Origin of the sequence: Stieleria tagensis (genome assembly GCF_024129865.1) — a bacterium.
Taxonomy (GTDB): Bacteria; Planctomycetota; Planctomycetia; order Pirellulales; family Pirellulaceae; genus Stieleria; species Stieleria tagensis.
In genome coordinates this window covers 13,832-28,145 of sequence record NZ_JAMYFE010000077.1, presented here as the reverse complement: position 1 = coordinate 28,145, position 14,314 = coordinate 13,832, and the positions used below count along the sequence as shown (strand labels likewise).

Annotated in this window: 12 protein-coding genes; 8 read left to right on the top strand and 4 right to left on the bottom strand. The window is 56.6% G+C overall.

Annotated features, from left to right (window positions below; all coding sequences use genetic code 11):
* Nucleotides 1-438: 438 nt before the first annotated feature.
* Nucleotides 439-867 (bottom strand): hypothetical protein, encoded by a 429-nt coding sequence (locus NHH03_RS18865; RefSeq protein WP_253158548.1) that lies wholly within the window; start codon nucleotides 865-867, stop codon nucleotides 439-441.
* 579 nt (nucleotides 868-1,446) lie between these two features.
* Between NHH03_RS18865 and NHH03_RS18860 the strand changes: the two genes are divergently transcribed.
* From NHH03_RS18860 to NHH03_RS18835, 6 genes are all read left to right on the top strand, one after another.
* Nucleotides 1,447-3,672, top strand: a complete 2,226-nt coding sequence (locus NHH03_RS18860; protein WP_253158547.1) for a flagellar biosynthesis protein FlhA — start codon at nucleotides 1,447-1,449, stop codon at nucleotides 3,670-3,672.
* A gap of 40 nt (nucleotides 3,673-3,712) precedes the next feature.
* A complete protein-coding gene (gene flhF, locus NHH03_RS18855; RefSeq protein ID WP_253158546.1) occupies nucleotides 3,713-4,924 on the top strand; it encodes a flagellar biosynthesis protein FlhF in 1,212 nt (403 codons plus the stop codon).
* A gap of 322 nt (nucleotides 4,925-5,246) precedes the next feature.
* A complete protein-coding gene (locus NHH03_RS18850; RefSeq protein WP_390895593.1) occupies nucleotides 5,247-6,047 on the top strand; it encodes a FliA/WhiG family RNA polymerase sigma factor in 801 nt (266 codons plus the stop codon).
* 6 nt (nucleotides 6,048-6,053) lie between these two features.
* Nucleotides 6,054-7,259 carry a glycosyltransferase family 4 protein gene (locus NHH03_RS18845; RefSeq protein ID WP_253158544.1) on the top strand — a complete coding sequence of 402 codons (1,206 nt, stop codon included), beginning with the start codon at nucleotides 6,054-6,056 and terminating at the stop codon, nucleotides 7,257-7,259.
* Nucleotides 7,260-7,415: 156 nt separating this feature from the next.
* Nucleotides 7,416-8,366 (top strand): serine/threonine protein kinase, encoded by a 951-nt coding sequence (locus tag NHH03_RS18840; RefSeq protein ID WP_253158543.1) that lies wholly within the window; start codon nucleotides 7,416-7,418, stop codon nucleotides 8,364-8,366.
* Nucleotides 8,367-8,372: 6 nt separating this feature from the next.
* Complete coding sequence (locus NHH03_RS18835) at nucleotides 8,373-9,335, top strand: acetyl-CoA carboxylase carboxyltransferase subunit alpha (protein ID WP_253158542.1); 963 nt, start codon at nucleotides 8,373-8,375, stop codon at nucleotides 9,333-9,335.
* Between the two features lie 569 nt (nucleotides 9,336-9,904).
* Here the strand turns inward: NHH03_RS18835 and NHH03_RS18830 are convergent.
* Nucleotides 9,905-10,549 carry a CvpA family protein gene (locus NHH03_RS18830; RefSeq protein ID WP_253158541.1) on the bottom strand — a complete coding sequence of 215 codons (645 nt, stop codon included), beginning with the start codon at nucleotides 10,547-10,549 and terminating at the stop codon, nucleotides 9,905-9,907.
* 220 nt (nucleotides 10,550-10,769) lie between these two features.
* On the opposite strand from NHH03_RS18830, the gene NHH03_RS18825 reads away from it, so the two are divergent.
* A complete protein-coding gene (locus NHH03_RS18825; protein WP_253158540.1) occupies nucleotides 10,770-11,570 on the top strand; it encodes a metal-dependent hydrolase in 801 nt (266 codons plus the stop codon).
* A 6-nt stretch (nucleotides 11,571-11,576) separates the two neighbouring features.
* On the opposite strand, the gene dtd is transcribed toward NHH03_RS18825, so the two are convergent.
* Nucleotides 11,577-12,092: a D-aminoacyl-tRNA deacylase gene (dtd, locus tag NHH03_RS18820; protein ID WP_315861470.1), complete on the bottom strand. Its 516-nt coding sequence runs from the start codon at nucleotides 12,090-12,092 to the stop codon at nucleotides 11,577-11,579.
* A 23-nt stretch (nucleotides 12,093-12,115) separates the two neighbouring features.
* On the opposite strand from dtd, the gene NHH03_RS18815 reads away from it, so the two are divergent.
* Nucleotides 12,116-13,024: a DUF1559 family PulG-like putative transporter gene (locus tag NHH03_RS18815; protein WP_253158539.1), complete on the top strand. Its 909-nt coding sequence runs from the start codon at nucleotides 12,116-12,118 to the stop codon at nucleotides 13,022-13,024.
* Nucleotides 13,025-13,027: 3 nt separating this feature from the next.
* Here the strand turns inward: NHH03_RS18815 and NHH03_RS18810 are convergent, their stop codons facing one another.
* Nucleotides 13,028-14,248, bottom strand: a complete 1,221-nt coding sequence (locus NHH03_RS18810; RefSeq protein WP_253158538.1) for an argininosuccinate synthase — start codon at nucleotides 14,246-14,248, stop codon at nucleotides 13,028-13,030.
* Nucleotides 14,249-14,314 lie beyond the last annotated feature (66 nt).

Sequence of the window (14,314 nt, the reverse complement as noted above, 5' to 3'; positions counted from 1 at the left end):
GATCTGGCACATTCGACTGGCCACACGAGGTCCACCGTCACCATGACCGGGTTACCCCCAATCCACCGAGCCTGCGAAACTGCCGCCCGTCGGCATCACGCAACCGGTCTGCGCCGACACCGGTCGATCAGCCAGAAACGGACTTCCAAGGGTCAGTCACCTCGCTTCGAAACGCCACCAACCCTTCCCACATGCCTGGGTTCACTCAAGCGAGTTCCTGCAGATCCAGTCACACGCGGCACAAAAGGTCGCCCTCCGCACTACAGCATCGGGTGCAAATCCCAATGGGGCGTCGCCGACTCCGGCCTTCTTGAACAGAGAATTTGAGCATCGGCTCGTCCGCTCAAATAGCCAGCCCCTCTTCAGGATCGATAGAGAACCAATGCCAACACCGCCGTGCTTTCACGCGATGTCAAATTCTTATTGGTTTTATGCAGCTCATGACCGACGTGTTTCTACACGCATCACTGTCCACGCGCCGCAAAAAATTATCACAGGAGCGATCAGCAGTGCCGGAATAAACCTCGACCATATTACGGTCGCTGTTTTATCTTGAACTAAAATGGCAGTCGCAAAGGAACTCATAAAACCCCAAGTGATACCAGCCGTAGCCACCAGCAGTTGAGGAGTCGTCAAAGAATAGCGTCCAGCAGCGAACGATCCCACCAGCAAGCCAGCGAGTGCGAGATTAAATTCAGATGTACTCTTTATAGCGGGGAACAACAAAGTTAAGAGCGAAAACGTACCTCCGCAAATTGCAGCGAATCCAAAATGAATGATGAACCGCTTGGTCAAAGCGTGAAAGCCTCGGGCGGGCGCGATCGGCTGCCGATTGGCCGGAGCGACATACGGATCGGGGTCAATCATTGCGTTACCGGGCATTAATTGGGATATCTGCTTTGCTGCATAACGATATTGTATGGGCGGTCCGACTGCGGCGTACTTTGGGTAGTTATCGGCAGTCGGACTGCTATTAATGGGGACCACCCAAAGTACGGGGGTTTTGTGGGGCGGTCAATTATATTCGGTCACAGGGGCGACCAGCTCACGATTGCAACAGTGCCGTTTTGGATTCGTCTCATTTTCGTCAACTGCTTCAGTCTCCACTCTCCATCAACAGTCTGTGTCGCCCGCTGGGCTTTTGGAAAGCTGGGCTCGTTTCCGTGGCCTGACGGCCACGGCAGTGGCTGTGTCAGCCTCCGGCTTGGGGCAGATTGGGACGCGTGGTCGCCTGAAGAAGCTGATTCGCTCGTTTCCGTGGCCTGACGGCCACGGCCGTGCCTGTGTCAGCCTCAGTCGTGATTTGGTGCACCCACCATTCCAGGTCGTGATTTGCTGGCATTTGCATCGGCAGAGAATCATCTGGACCGCGCCAGTGGTATTTCGCTACTGTCGCTGCCCGAGAGAGAATGGATGACCTCCCCATTTGCGTAAAAAGGCCAGGAAGTGCCCCCGATTCAACGATTCCGTGCGTGGCTCTTGCCAGTCGGTGTGATGGCCAGTTTGGTCGTTATTCTGATGCCGCTGCCGCCGGTGATCATGGATCTGTTGCTGGCCGGCAATCTCGCCCTCGCAGTGGTGATCTTGCTGACCACCATCCACATCGCCACACCGTTGGAGTTCAGTGTCTTTCCAACGCTGTTGCTAGCAACCACACTGACGCGACTGGTGTTGAATATCGCCACCACGCGATTGATTTTGACCGGTGCTCCGACGCTGGGTGAACAGGCAGCCGGCAGCGTGGTGCAAACCTTTGGCCAATTTGTGGCTGGCAATCAGGTCGAAGTCGGATTGATCCTGTTCCTGATTCTGATCGTGGTGCAATTCGTGGTGATCACCAAGGGGGCCACCCGCATCAGTGAAGTCGCCGCGCGATTCGCCTTGGACGGCATGCCTGGGCGTCAGTCGGCGATCGACGCCGATCTAAACGCCGGCAACATCGACAACCAGACCGCATCAGCCAAACGCGACGCCCTGAGCGCGGAAGCAGATTTTTACTCGGCCATGGACGGAGCCGGAAAATTCGTCCGCGGGGATGCCATCGCCGGGTTGGTGATCACTGCGATCAATATCGTCGGCGGCCTGTATTTGGGCGTTGTGGTTTCAGGGATGGGCATCGCAGATGCTGCATCGGTTTTCACCAAACTGACCATTGGCGACGGATTGGTCAGCCAGATTCCGTCGTTGTTGATTTCGCTATCCGCCGGAATCCTAGTCACCCGGGGCACACGAAAATCAAATTTGCCCGAGGACTTTGTCACACAACTGTTGGGCAATTCGAAAGCGTTGTTCATCGCCGGCGGATTCTTGCTGGTGCTAATGATCACGGGGCTGCCACTGATCCCGCTGCTTTTGTTGGGCGGTGGCTGTTTCTTGATCGCAACGACACTAATGCGCAACGACAAGAATCGTGAGAATGCAGCCGAGGAAGCTCGGGTCAAAGAATCGGAGGCGGCTGCGCATGCCACCACACAAAAACGTGTCGAAGACTTCTTGACCGTCGACCCGCTCGAGGTCGCGATCGGGCTTGGCTTGTTGCCGCTGGCCGATCCCAGCCGCGGCGGTGATTTGATGCAGCGGATCGCCAGTCTACGAAACCAGATGGCTGCGGAAATTGGGATCGTGCTTCCCAAAGTCCGGGTTCGTGATGACGCCACGCTCGGTCAACAGGAATATGAAATCCGCTTGTTCGGAGACTTTGTGGCTCGTGGTCAACTGCGAATCGACAAATTATTGGCCTGCGGCGATTCCCGAACCACGGGCACACCGGTGGGTGAACAGGTGCTCGATCCGGCCAGCCGAAGGGAGGCGATTTGGATCGACCCGGTCGATCGTGAACAAGCGATGATCTATGGATACAAGACACGCACCGCACCGGGCGTGTTGGCGCATCATCTGGAGCAAATCGCTCGATCTCACGCCGACGAATTATTGTCACGCGACGCAACCAAACACTTATTAGATGAACTTCGCCAAGTCGCGCCGGCAATGGTCGACGAACTGGTGCCACGGCAAAGCGATTCGCAACCACCACGTGGCGGTCGAATGTCCGTGTCGGATGTTCAGAAAGTGCTGCAAGGCTTGCTACGCGAAGCCATTCCGATCCGGCAGTTGGGAATCATTTTAGAAGCTCTCAGTGATGCGTCGGAAAAGACCAACGACACTGAACGACAAATTGAACACGTCCGGCAACGTTTGGCACGAACCCTGTGCGCCGGATTATGTGATAGCCATCGCGTGATGCGAGCCGTGCACATCGACGAAGCCACACTGGCCGGGCTGCAAGGCAATCCGGTAACGACGCCCGCAGATGCGTTTGAGGTACATGGGGCGAGTTCACTGGGGACCGATCTGAACGGGGCAGGGCAGGGCGGTCGCGGGAAAACGGGTCGCCATCAAAATCAATTTGTGACGGAAGTTGACAAAACACAAGACGTCACTTGCGACGCGATTCGTCAAGCCGTTAAGAACTTAACCGACAAGGGTTATCCGCCGGTCATTTTGGTCGGCGATGGTCCTGAACTGGGTACCGGAGCACGGCGTCGCGTGAAACAGATCATGGACGAGGCCGGAATCTGGGCGAACGTTTTGTCGACCAACGAAATCACGTCCGACACACAATTGGAACTCTACCGTACCGCTGCCGTCGAACGTGCAGCAACAGCCGCCTGACATTGACGCTTTCTGACGAACCATTTCCACAGTCCATTTGATGCAAGTCAAAATATTCCGAGCCGCCAACCTTCAAGCTGCTCTCGAAGAAATTCGAGAACAACTCGGTCCGAATGCATCTGTGCTACGCACGCGCCAATGCCGCGACGGCTGGATGGGTTGGCTGGGTCGCAGCTATGTCGAAGTCACGGCGAGTGCTGACGCGGACCATGATGGCAGTTCACCGACGGTTTACAGCAGCCGCATCAACATCACCGAGCCCGATGAAGGCTCCGGCGTCTACGCCTCCCCCGCACGGCAGGCATCCGGCAGTCCTGGCGTCGACACCGCGCCGCTTGAATCACGGTCCACACTCCCGATTTCCGGTTACAATCGCCCTGCTGCTGCCGGCACGAACAGAGATCCTGCCGCGTCATCGCCGCAGGCCGAATATCGCACACGACTGATCTCGTTGGGTGTTGTTCCCGCCGCGGCGGATCGCTGGATTCGTTCGACCAATGGATTCGTCGCCAATTTGGGTGATCGTTTCGAACAACCCTGGCAAGAACAAACCTGGTTCGATCAACTCCAGCGCAGCGTGGCTCGCGAGATTCGATTGAGCGGCCAAATCCAGATCAACCCGGGCGAACGCCGCGTGGTTGCCTTGATCGGCCCGACGGGCGTAGGCAAAACCACGACGATCGCCAAACTGGCCGCGGGATTTCGAATCCAATCCAAGCGGCGTGTCGGCCTGTTGACCATCGACACCTTCCGAATTGCTGCCGTCCAACAACTCCAGGCATACGCGCAGATCATGGACCTGCCGATGAGTGTGGTCGAATCGGCGGACCAGATGCGTGGCGCGATCGATCGATTGGGCGACGTGGATTTGATCTTGATCGACACAGCCGGGCGGAGCCCCCGTGGCGACATGAAAATCGAAGGCCTGGCGGACCTGTTGCGGTCGGCCCAGCCCGATGAGACACATTTAGTGATCAGTGCAACCAGCACAGCGGCCGTGATCCAGTCAGCGCTCGAAGGATTCGCAGCTGCTCGCCCGACCTCCGCGATCCTGACCAAACTTGATGAAGCGCCCTACACAGCCGGTGTGCTGTCGGCGCTCACGTCCTCACACGACTTCATGGGCGTGCCGGTCAGTTATATGACCAACGGCCAACATGTGCCCGAAGACATCACGATCGCTAGCGCCGATCAGTTGGTTTCACGATTGCTGCCCGCGCCGATCGTGATGCCGCAAATCGAAGCCGCTTAATTCAATAAAACAACTCAACCTCAACCAGACAAACAACCGATAGAGAATAAGTCGAAGGCTGGGTACTCCTAAAAGGACTTGAGATCTTTTTTGGAGAGTCTACCTTCGGCGACTGGGTCGACCCCGGCATCCGTTGCAATTAAACCTGGACATGGAAGTCCGCCGGTTCAATCAGCAACTCGCCGGGAACCGTTGACCTCGTGTGATGTCGGCGAATACCGAACGCAAGGATGTGATTCGGTTCGTCGACGACACCTACAATTTAACATTGCCGCGACGGCATGATGCTGTCGATGGAATTTTGAAGTTCACGGAGGATTGGATGCCAGCCGCAGTTTCAACGGACGAAGAAATCCTAGAGGTTTGGAAGCAATTCAAACTGACCGAAAAGGATGCGGACAATTACGAACCTCTGCGTAACCGCTTAGTCGAGCGTTACATGCCACTGGTTCGCTATAACGGCGAACGAATTTGGCAACGCTTGCCGGATGGTGTCGAACTGGATGATTTGATCAGCGCCGGAATCTTCGGATTGATGGACGCGATCGATGCCTACGACATGGAGCGTGGAGTCAAGTTCGAAACCTATTGTGTGCCTCGGATTCGTGGCGCCATGTTGGACGAACTTCGCACCATGGACTGGGTTCCACGACTGGTTCGCAGCAAAGCCAGTAAGTTGGCCGTTGCGAAAAAGCAGCTCGAAACAAAACACGGACGACCAGCAACCGTTCGCGAACTGTCCGAGCACATGGAACTGTCGGTCGCCGAAGTCGAAAAGATGGAATCGGATGCCAATGCCGTCGGCGTCGTCTCACTGAACAAAAAGTGGTACGAAACCGACAGCTACAAAGACGTTCGTGAAATCGACATCTTGGAAGACAAGAAAGGCGAAGACCCGACACGACGAGTGCAAAAGAATGACCTGATGCGTCTGGTCACCAAAGGTCTCAATCGCAACGAACGCCTGATCATCATTCTTTATTACTACGAAGAATTGACGATGAAGGAAATCGGTGCCACGCTGGACCTTTCGGAATCACGCGTCAGCCAGATGCACACGTCGATCGTCAATCGGTTGCAAACGCAACTGGGACTTCGTCGTATCGAATTCGGCACTGCTTAGTGACTCATGCGAATCGCCCATATCATCACCCGTATGATCATCGGCGGCGCGCAGGAAAACACGCTACTGAATTGCTTGGACCTGATCGAACATTACGGCGATGACGTGATGTTGATCACCGGACCGGCGCTGGGACCGGAAGGCGATCTATTACAGCGATCTGGGTTCGAGACGTCGGCGGCAAACGACCCGGGCAGAAATGACCGGGGCAGGGCAGGGGAGTTGAACATTCAACTGCTGCCATCCCTGCGCCGCAACATCCAACCGGCCACCGACTGGAACGCCGCGCGAGCGATTCGCCGAACGCTACGGCAGTTTCGCCCCGATGTGGTGCATACCCACAGCGCCAAAGCGGGCCTGATCGGCCGCAAGGTCGCCTGGTCGCTCGGCGTACCGGCGGTATTGCACTCGGTCCACGGCGCTCCCTTTCACGCGTTTCAATCGCCACTGGCGCGCGAGACGTTTCGTCGCTGCGAACGCTATGCCGCCCAGCGCTGCCACCACATGATCTCGGTCGCCGATGCGATGACCGACCTGATGGTGGATGCCGGAGTCGCACCGCGAGACAAATTCACCACCGTATATAGCGGGATGGATGTCGAACCGTTCCTAGCGGCTGATCAGCACCGAGAACGCATTCGGGCCAGGTACAACATCGCTGCGGATCGCGTCGTGATTGGCAAGATTGCGCGTCTATTCCATCTGAAAGGGCATGACGATCTGATCGACGTGGCCGCGCAAGTGGTCCGCGAATGTCCCCAGGTCCTTTTTCTATTGGTCGGTGATGGCATCCTGCGCGAGCCATTGAAACAGCGGATCGAGTCGCTGGGGCTGTCCGACCATTTCGTTTTCACCGGTTTGGTTTCACCCACCGAGGTCCCGGCACTGATCGGTGCGATGGACGCTTTGGTTCACACCTCGCTCCGCGAAGGGCTCGCTCGGGCCCTGCCACAAGCCTTGATCGCGGGAAAACCGGCGATCAGCTACGACGTCGACGGGGCTCGCGAGGTCGTGATCAATGATCAGACGGGTTTTCTGGTTGCCCCGCGCGACCGCTCGGGATTGGCCGAGGCGTTGATTCGGGTGGCCGAAAACCAACCACTGCGAGCAAAGCTGGGTGGAGAAGGGCGGTTGCGATTCACCGACCAGTTCCGTCACCAAACGATGACCCGCAGAATTCGGCAGATTTACGAGACAATCGCAAGTCGCTAAAGCCCGCCTCTATTCATGCCTTTCCCGGTGGGGGCAAATTCAACTATCATGCCGGATCGTCTGGTTAGCTAAAAACGACTGACCACCCCCCACACAGCTGAGTTCAACCAACCACGTGCTCTCTGCGCCGCTTCCATTTCGTCCGACCGGTGACTGATGACCAAGACCCGAGATTTTTACGGACCCTACCGACTGACCCGCCTGATCAGGGCCGGATCGACCGCCGAAGTATGGGAAGCGATTGAGGAAAACGAGCAAGAACGCTACGCGTTGAAGATCTTGAAGAGCTCGATTGCCAAGGACAAAGCCGAGATCGCGCTGCTGAAACACGAATTCAACGTGGGCCAGGATCTGCAAAACAGCCCACGGATCATCAAAATCCTGGACTACCAAGTTGCCAACGATCGACCGTTTTTGGTGCTGCAACTGTTCAGTGAATTGAACATCAAACAGGCGCTCCGTCGCGGCCCCGATTCGCTGGCATTCATGCTGCCCAAGATCATCGAACAGGCCGGCGAAGGGTTGTATTACATGCACACCCGCAACTGGATCCATTTGGATGTCAAACCAGACAACTTTTTGGTCAGCCGCGATGGTGAAACCAAACTGATTGACTTTACGATCTCGGAAAAGAAAAAGACCGGGCTGGGCAAACTCTTTCACCGCCAAAGTCTCGCCCAAGGCACTCGCAGCTACATGGCGCCGGAACAGATTCGTTGCAAAGTCTGTGACGAACGAACCGACATCTACTCCTTCGGTTGTGTGCTGTTCGAACTGGCCACCGGCAAACCGCCGTACACCGGCGACACACCGAACGACTTGCTGAACAAGCACCTGACCGCATTCATCCCCAGCCCGATCGCGTTCAACAACAACGTGACCAAAGAGTTTGCGGATCTGATCAAACGGATGATGGCCAAACGACCGGCCGATCGACCGCAGTCCATGTGGGATTTTTTGAAAGAGATTCGTTCGATCGAACTGTGGAATAAACGCCCACGCAAACCCGAGATCAGCGTGTTTGACAACATGCCCGGAATCCGTGGTGCGGATGACATGATCCGAAAACCTTCGCGACAAGACCTCGAAGACGAGACAGAGGAATAACCATCGATGGCCGGACCCGGACTCGATTTCGAAATTGAAATTGCGGAACTCGAAAGCCGCATCAGCGCGCTACAACGACAAACCGAACGCAGCGATGCGTCCGAAGACGAATTGCGATCGCTGCGCACCGAACTCGCCAAACAATTGCGCGATGTCTACTCGTCGCTCGACCCTTGGCAAACCGTTCAAATTGCGCGCCACAAGAACCGACCTTACACCAAAGACTATTTGAACTTGGCGTTCGATGACTTCGTCGAACTGCACGGCGACAAACACTTTGGCGACGACCGCGCGATGCTGGCCGGATTTGCCAAACTGGATCGCTTCAAAGTGATGGTGCTGGGGCATCAGAAAGGCCGCACATTCAAAGAACGCGCCGCCTGTCACTTCGGATGCGCCCACCCCGAAGGCTATCGCAAAGCGATGGTCAAAATGCGACTGGCGGAAAAGTACAAGCTGCCGCTGATTTGCTTCATCGACACCCCCGGTGCCTATCCCGGAATCGGTGCCGAGGAGCGCGGCCAGGCTCAAGTGATCGCCGAAAGCATGTTCATGATGAGCCAGCTGAAAACGCCAATCATTTGTATCGTGATCGGCGAAGGCGGATCGGGTGGCGCACTCGGAATCGGTGTCGGTGACCGAATCGCGGTCATGCAACACGCCTACTACAGCGTGATCAGTCCGGAGGGTTGTGCGGGTATTTTGTGGAAAAGCCACGAACACGCGCCCAAGGCCGCCGCTGCACTGAAATTCACCAGCAAACACCTGAAACAGCTCGGCGTCGTCGATGACGTCTTGGAAGAACCACTCGGAGGTGCCCATCGGGACCATCACCAAATGGCATCGCGGCTGAAGACCTATCTGTCACGGACGCTGACCGAACTGGAAACCAAGACCACCGACGAACTGCTGGATTCACGCTACGACAAATTCCGTCGCATCGGAGTCTTTCTCGAAGACGCCTCGTAGCACCCGCGGTTCAGACTTTTGAAGTTGCGCTTTTATCGCAACCCGACGCGTCAGTTTTGAAGTTGCGCTTTTAGCCGGTCGCTAGTTGGTGTGGAGGATTTATCCGACCGGCCTGATTCTTCGCAGAAAACCCTCACCCGAGTCGGATAAATCCTCCACACCAGCGCCGTTGAAGTGACGCATCGGGTTATGAAAAAACCGTGCCTCACGCAAAAGCGCAACTTCAAAAGTTCAGGCGGCGGTTGCTTGGTTGTCGACAACCAAGCGCCGCGCGGAATTCATCGGTTGTCGACAACCAAACGCGGCGGCTGGGGACGGACGAAAGACCACCACGCGCGCGACTGCGAGAGCGACTGGAATCTGGAGCAGGGCGGCACCGGAAAGCCTGGCCGACCGACTGGCTGCGACAACCCATCAACCAGACCGACCGAACGTTAAACATCGGGGCCTGGTGGGCGAAAAGGGAGAATCAAGCGGTGATTTAGCCGCCCCATCAACGTCCGATAATCACTCTTATGTTGTATTGGGACTGCAAAATTCCCCGTGTTTGAGCAAATACAGCCATGCGGCTACTGCCGCCACCCTGCTGTGCGCGCCGGCACTGGGATGCCCGGCGACTGCAGTGGCGATGCTGGCGAACTCTCCCATTGTGAACCGGCAATCCCGGTCGCTGCTGCGGCCGGTCGCGACGACGTATCGTCACCACTGAACTCCGTTTCAAAGCGATCCAAATAGGGCTTTAGAAAGTGATGGATCTCGGGCGGGATCACCGACTGGCTGCGGTCCAGGTTGCGGGCGATGAAGCGGCCGCTCTTGCTGTCGACGACTTTGTCACGCACCGCGTCGCCGAGCAGCGTGACAGCGAACAGCGTGATCAAGATGCAATACAACGATCCTTTGAGCAGCCCAAACAGGGCTCCGATTTGACGGTCAAATTCCTTTAATCGCATCCGGTCGATCGTGCGGCGAACCATGTTGAATCCGACCCAGATGATCAGCGACGTGCCGACGAACAGGATCAGCATGGCCAGAAACTGATTCCACGGCGGCTGGGCGACGATCGACTGACTAAGCGGCTGGCGAAACCGATAGGCAACGAAGTAGCTGACCGCAATCGAAGCGATCGAGGCCAATTGCCAGGCAAATCCCTTGAACGCCCCGAACAACCCTGCGGCCGCCAGTACGACCAGCATCACAATGTCATAGGTCTCCACGATTCCGCATCCTTACCGCGTGGAATGAATGAAAGCAAAATCCCGTGCCCTCCAGCGATGGCGACGGATTCCAGCTGGTTTATAGGAAGTCCGCCGCCCGCGCTGCGCCCCCAAATCAGAATCCTGTCTTGGCAGAGAGCAGGGGAACTCGGTATGTAGCAATGTCTCGGTTTCCAAAGCCCCCTGCCCTGCCCTCACTTTTACGGACACATTTGCTAGCGTGGCCGGTTTTAAAACGCACATCAGCACGAGCACGGTCGTTGGGATCGCGTACGGATATTGGGGCGTCACGTCTCAATCGATGTCGTTGGAAAACGGCATGCTGGCCGGTGGCTTGTGCTCGGTCAGCGGCATGCTGCCAGACTTGGACAGCGACGGCGGGATCCCGCTGCGTGAGATCAGCTTGTTTGCCGCAGCCGTCGTCCCCATTTTGATGCTGAACCGGTTTCGTGACTACGACCTATCGCACGAGTCGATGGCATTGGCGGCGATGTTGATCTATGTCGTGATTCGATTTGGTGCATTCGAATTTTTCAAACGGTTCACGGTACACCGTGGCATGTGGCACAGCCTTCCCGCGGCAGCGTCGGCCGGACTGATCGCCTATCTGGCGATGCCATGCCAAAGCAATGCCGAACGGGCGTTCAAGTCAGTCGCCGTCGTTGTGGGATTCATGGTCCATTTAATCTTGGACGAAATCTGGGCGGTTGAAGTCGGCGGAGTAGGGCTGCGCACCAAGAAATCGTTCGGCACGGCGCTCAAATTTTTTGGCACCAACCCAATGGCCAATGTGGTCGTCTACGCAATGCTATTCGCATTGACCTACACGGCGTACAGCGACAACGAGATCGCGGCGCGACTGCGAACGCGCGACCAATCCGTTTCGAACCCGGGCGGTATCGATCCACCACGGTCGCTGTGGTCGGGTCCACAACTGCCGAAACCACAATGGCCAAAACCGCAGTGGCAATCACCTGAAACACCTCAGCAAGCCGACGCCGGCAACACGCTTTGGAAATAGGCCGTTTTAACGATCGGTCCCGGTCACCTCGCGCTGCAAGATCATGGTCACCGGTCCATCATTGGTCAAAGAGACCTTCATGTCGGCGGCGAAGATCCCGGTTTCAACATGGATTCCCAACGCGCGCAGCCGGTCGACATAGTGCCCGTAAAGTTGCTGAGCGATTTCCGGCAGTGCCGCATCGGTGAATGCAGGTCGGCGACCTTTGCGACAATCCGCGTACAGCGTGAACTGGCTGACCGCCAACACGCTGCCGCCGAGATCGACGATCGAGCGATTCATTTTTCCGGCGTCGTCTTCGAACACCCGCAGCACAGCGGTCTTGTCGGCCACCCAATTCACGACGTCCGTGTTGTCACCGTGACCGATGCCGACCAGCGCCAAATAGCCATGGTCAATTTTGCCGACCACATTGCCGTCCACCGAAACTGAGGCCTCGCTGACCCGTTGTAGCACCACCTTCAAGTTATCGTCCTCTAGAATGGGAATTGACCCCGTGGGCGGCGCACTGAGCGTCGACATTTCCGCGAAACCACATCACGTTTATGCCTTATCTGTTTACCTGTCCCCATTGCCAGGCGAAAACCCGAGTCGAAGACCGCTACAGCGGCACTTCGGGCGAGTGTTTTTCCTGTGGGTCGCCGATTGATTTACCAAAGTTTGCCGCCCGCCCGGCGGCAAACACAACTGCAACCAAAGGCAAACGATCGATCGGCGTGTTCATCGCCGCCGGAATCGTCCTGACCCTTTTGCTGTGCCTCGTGTTTGCCGTGATTCGCTTCGGCGGCAGCGGCGTCGCTCGGCTGGCCGAAGCCCGATTGCAGAGCGCATCGATCAAAAACCTAGAACTGATTGCCGCCGCATTGAATGCCTACGCGGCGGACCACGGCAAATACCCACCGGCAATACTGCGCGACAGCCAAGGCCGCGCGCTGCATTCCTGGCGTGTGTTGATTCTGCCGTACCTGGGGCAACAAGAAACCTACGACCTGTTCGATCTTAGCAAACCATGGGACCACGAACTGAATCTACAGGCCAGCTACATGATGCCCGATGTGTATGCGCACCCGGCCGATGTAAATCAGATGGGCGGGCAATCCGGTTACTACTTGATCACCGGCCCAGGGACACTGTTTCCGCCGACCGGCCCGTTGTCACCCAATACGATTTCCGACAACCCTTCACAAACGATTCTGGTGATCGCGGGAATGCCGCCCATCAACAACACAATCGGCGGCTGGGCCAAACCGATCGACTTGGATTTTTCGCGCATGAACGGCGTGATCAATGGCACCGCCGGAATCGAAGCGGGCGGGCACCTGAAAAACGGTGCCACCATGGCGACCGTCGACGGCCGCGGTCACTATTTGAGCAACGATTTGCCACCGACGACGTTCAATGCGTTGGTCACACCCAACGGCAACGAGCCGTTGGCCGATGACACGCTTGATTGAGCCTTAATACTTGCGAGGTGTCACGGTGCCTTGCACGCGACTAGGCAACCCTTGGATCCGCAAGAATCCTTCGGCGTCATCTTGGTTGTATGACCCGCCGCCTTCCATCGTCGCGATTTCGGCGTCGTACAAACTGTTGGGGCTGTGGCGGGAATCAACCGTCACGTTGCCCTTGTACAGTTTCAATGTGACTTCGCCAGTCACCGGGCGCTGAGCTTCTTTGATGAACGACAGCAACGCATCAAACTTGGGCACGTACCAGAACCCGTAGTAAACCATTTCAGCGACTTCCGGTGCCAACCGATCACGCAGGTGCATCAGGTCGCGATCCATTGTCAGTTGCTCGACGTACATCAACGCGTCGTACAAGACAGTCATCCCGGGTGATTCATACACACCGCGGCTTTTCATTCCCACGAAACGGTTCTCGACCATGTCGATGCGACCGACACCGTTTCGTCCACCGATATCATTCAATCGCTCGACCATCTCAAGCGCGTTGACCGATTGACCGTTCAGCGTGGTCGGGACACCCGATTCGAACCCGATCGTGACGGACTCACTTTCATCGGGAGCTTCCTGGGGACTGACGCCCATGCCGAAATCGACCAATTCGACGCCATTGATGTCCAATTCTTCCAGATCACCGGCTTCGTAACTGATGTGCAGCACGTTTTCGTCGCTGCTGTATGGTTTAGCCGTCGACGCTTTGACCGGAATGTTTTTCTCTTTGCAATAGGCGATCAACTCGGTGCGCCCCGGGAATGCTTCGCGGAACTCCTTGATTCGCCACGGGGCGATGATTTCGACTTTGGGATCGAGTGCTTCGGCCGCCAACTGGAATCGGCACTGATCGTTGCCTTTGCCGGTGGCACCGTGTGCGTAGGCGACCGCGCCGACTTCGCGAGCGACCTGCAAACAGACCTTGCTGATCAAGGGGCGTGCGATCGAAGTGCCCAGCAGATAGATCTGTTCGTACTTGGCTTGCCAGGCCAGCACGGGAAATGCAAAGTCACGGCACAATTCCTCGCGGACATCGATCAACCGCGCCGAAGCGGCTCCACCATCGCGGGCCTTTTTCATGATCGCTTCACGATCTTCGCAGGGCTGGCCCAAATCGACATAGACCGCGTGGACCTCGTATCCCTGGTCCTGCAACCAGCCCAGAATGACCGAGGTATCTAGACCTCCCGAATAAGCCAAAACGCACTTTTTGGTCGACATAGAAAAATGCCTTGTTGATACTGTTGAAAGAAGAAAGTTATAGCGACAGGACAGGTGCTCGTTCGT

Bases quoted from the DNA above. Each gene is read 5' to 3' on its own strand.
- NHH03_RS18865 (WP_253158548.1), bottom strand. From the start codon at position 867: ATGATTGACCCCGATCCGTATGTCGCTCCGGCCAATCGGCAGCCGATC.
- flhF (WP_253158546.1), top strand. From the start codon at position 3,713: ATGCAAGTCAAAATATTCCGAGCCGCCAACCTTCAAGCTGCTCTCGAA.
- NHH03_RS18850 (WP_390895593.1), top strand. From the start codon at position 5,247: ATGCCAGCCGCAGTTTCAACGGACGAAGAAATCCTAGAGGTTTGGAAG.
- NHH03_RS18845 (WP_253158544.1), top strand. From the start codon at position 6,054: ATGCGAATCGCCCATATCATCACCCGTATGATCATCGGCGGCGCGCAG.
- NHH03_RS18840 (WP_253158543.1), top strand. From the start codon at position 7,416: ATGACCAAGACCCGAGATTTTTACGGACCCTACCGACTGACCCGCCTG.
- NHH03_RS18835 (WP_253158542.1), top strand. From the start codon at position 8,373: ATGGCCGGACCCGGACTCGATTTCGAAATTGAAATTGCGGAACTCGAA.
- dtd (WP_315861470.1), bottom strand. From the start codon at position 12,092: ATGTCGACGCTCAGTGCGCCGCCCACGGGGTCAATTCCCATTCTAGAG.
- NHH03_RS18815 (WP_253158539.1), top strand. From the start codon at position 12,116: ATGCCTTATCTGTTTACCTGTCCCCATTGCCAGGCGAAAACCCGAGTC.
- NHH03_RS18810 (WP_253158538.1), bottom strand. From the start codon at position 14,248: ATGTCGACCAAAAAGTGCGTTTTGGCTTATTCGGGAGGTCTAGATACC.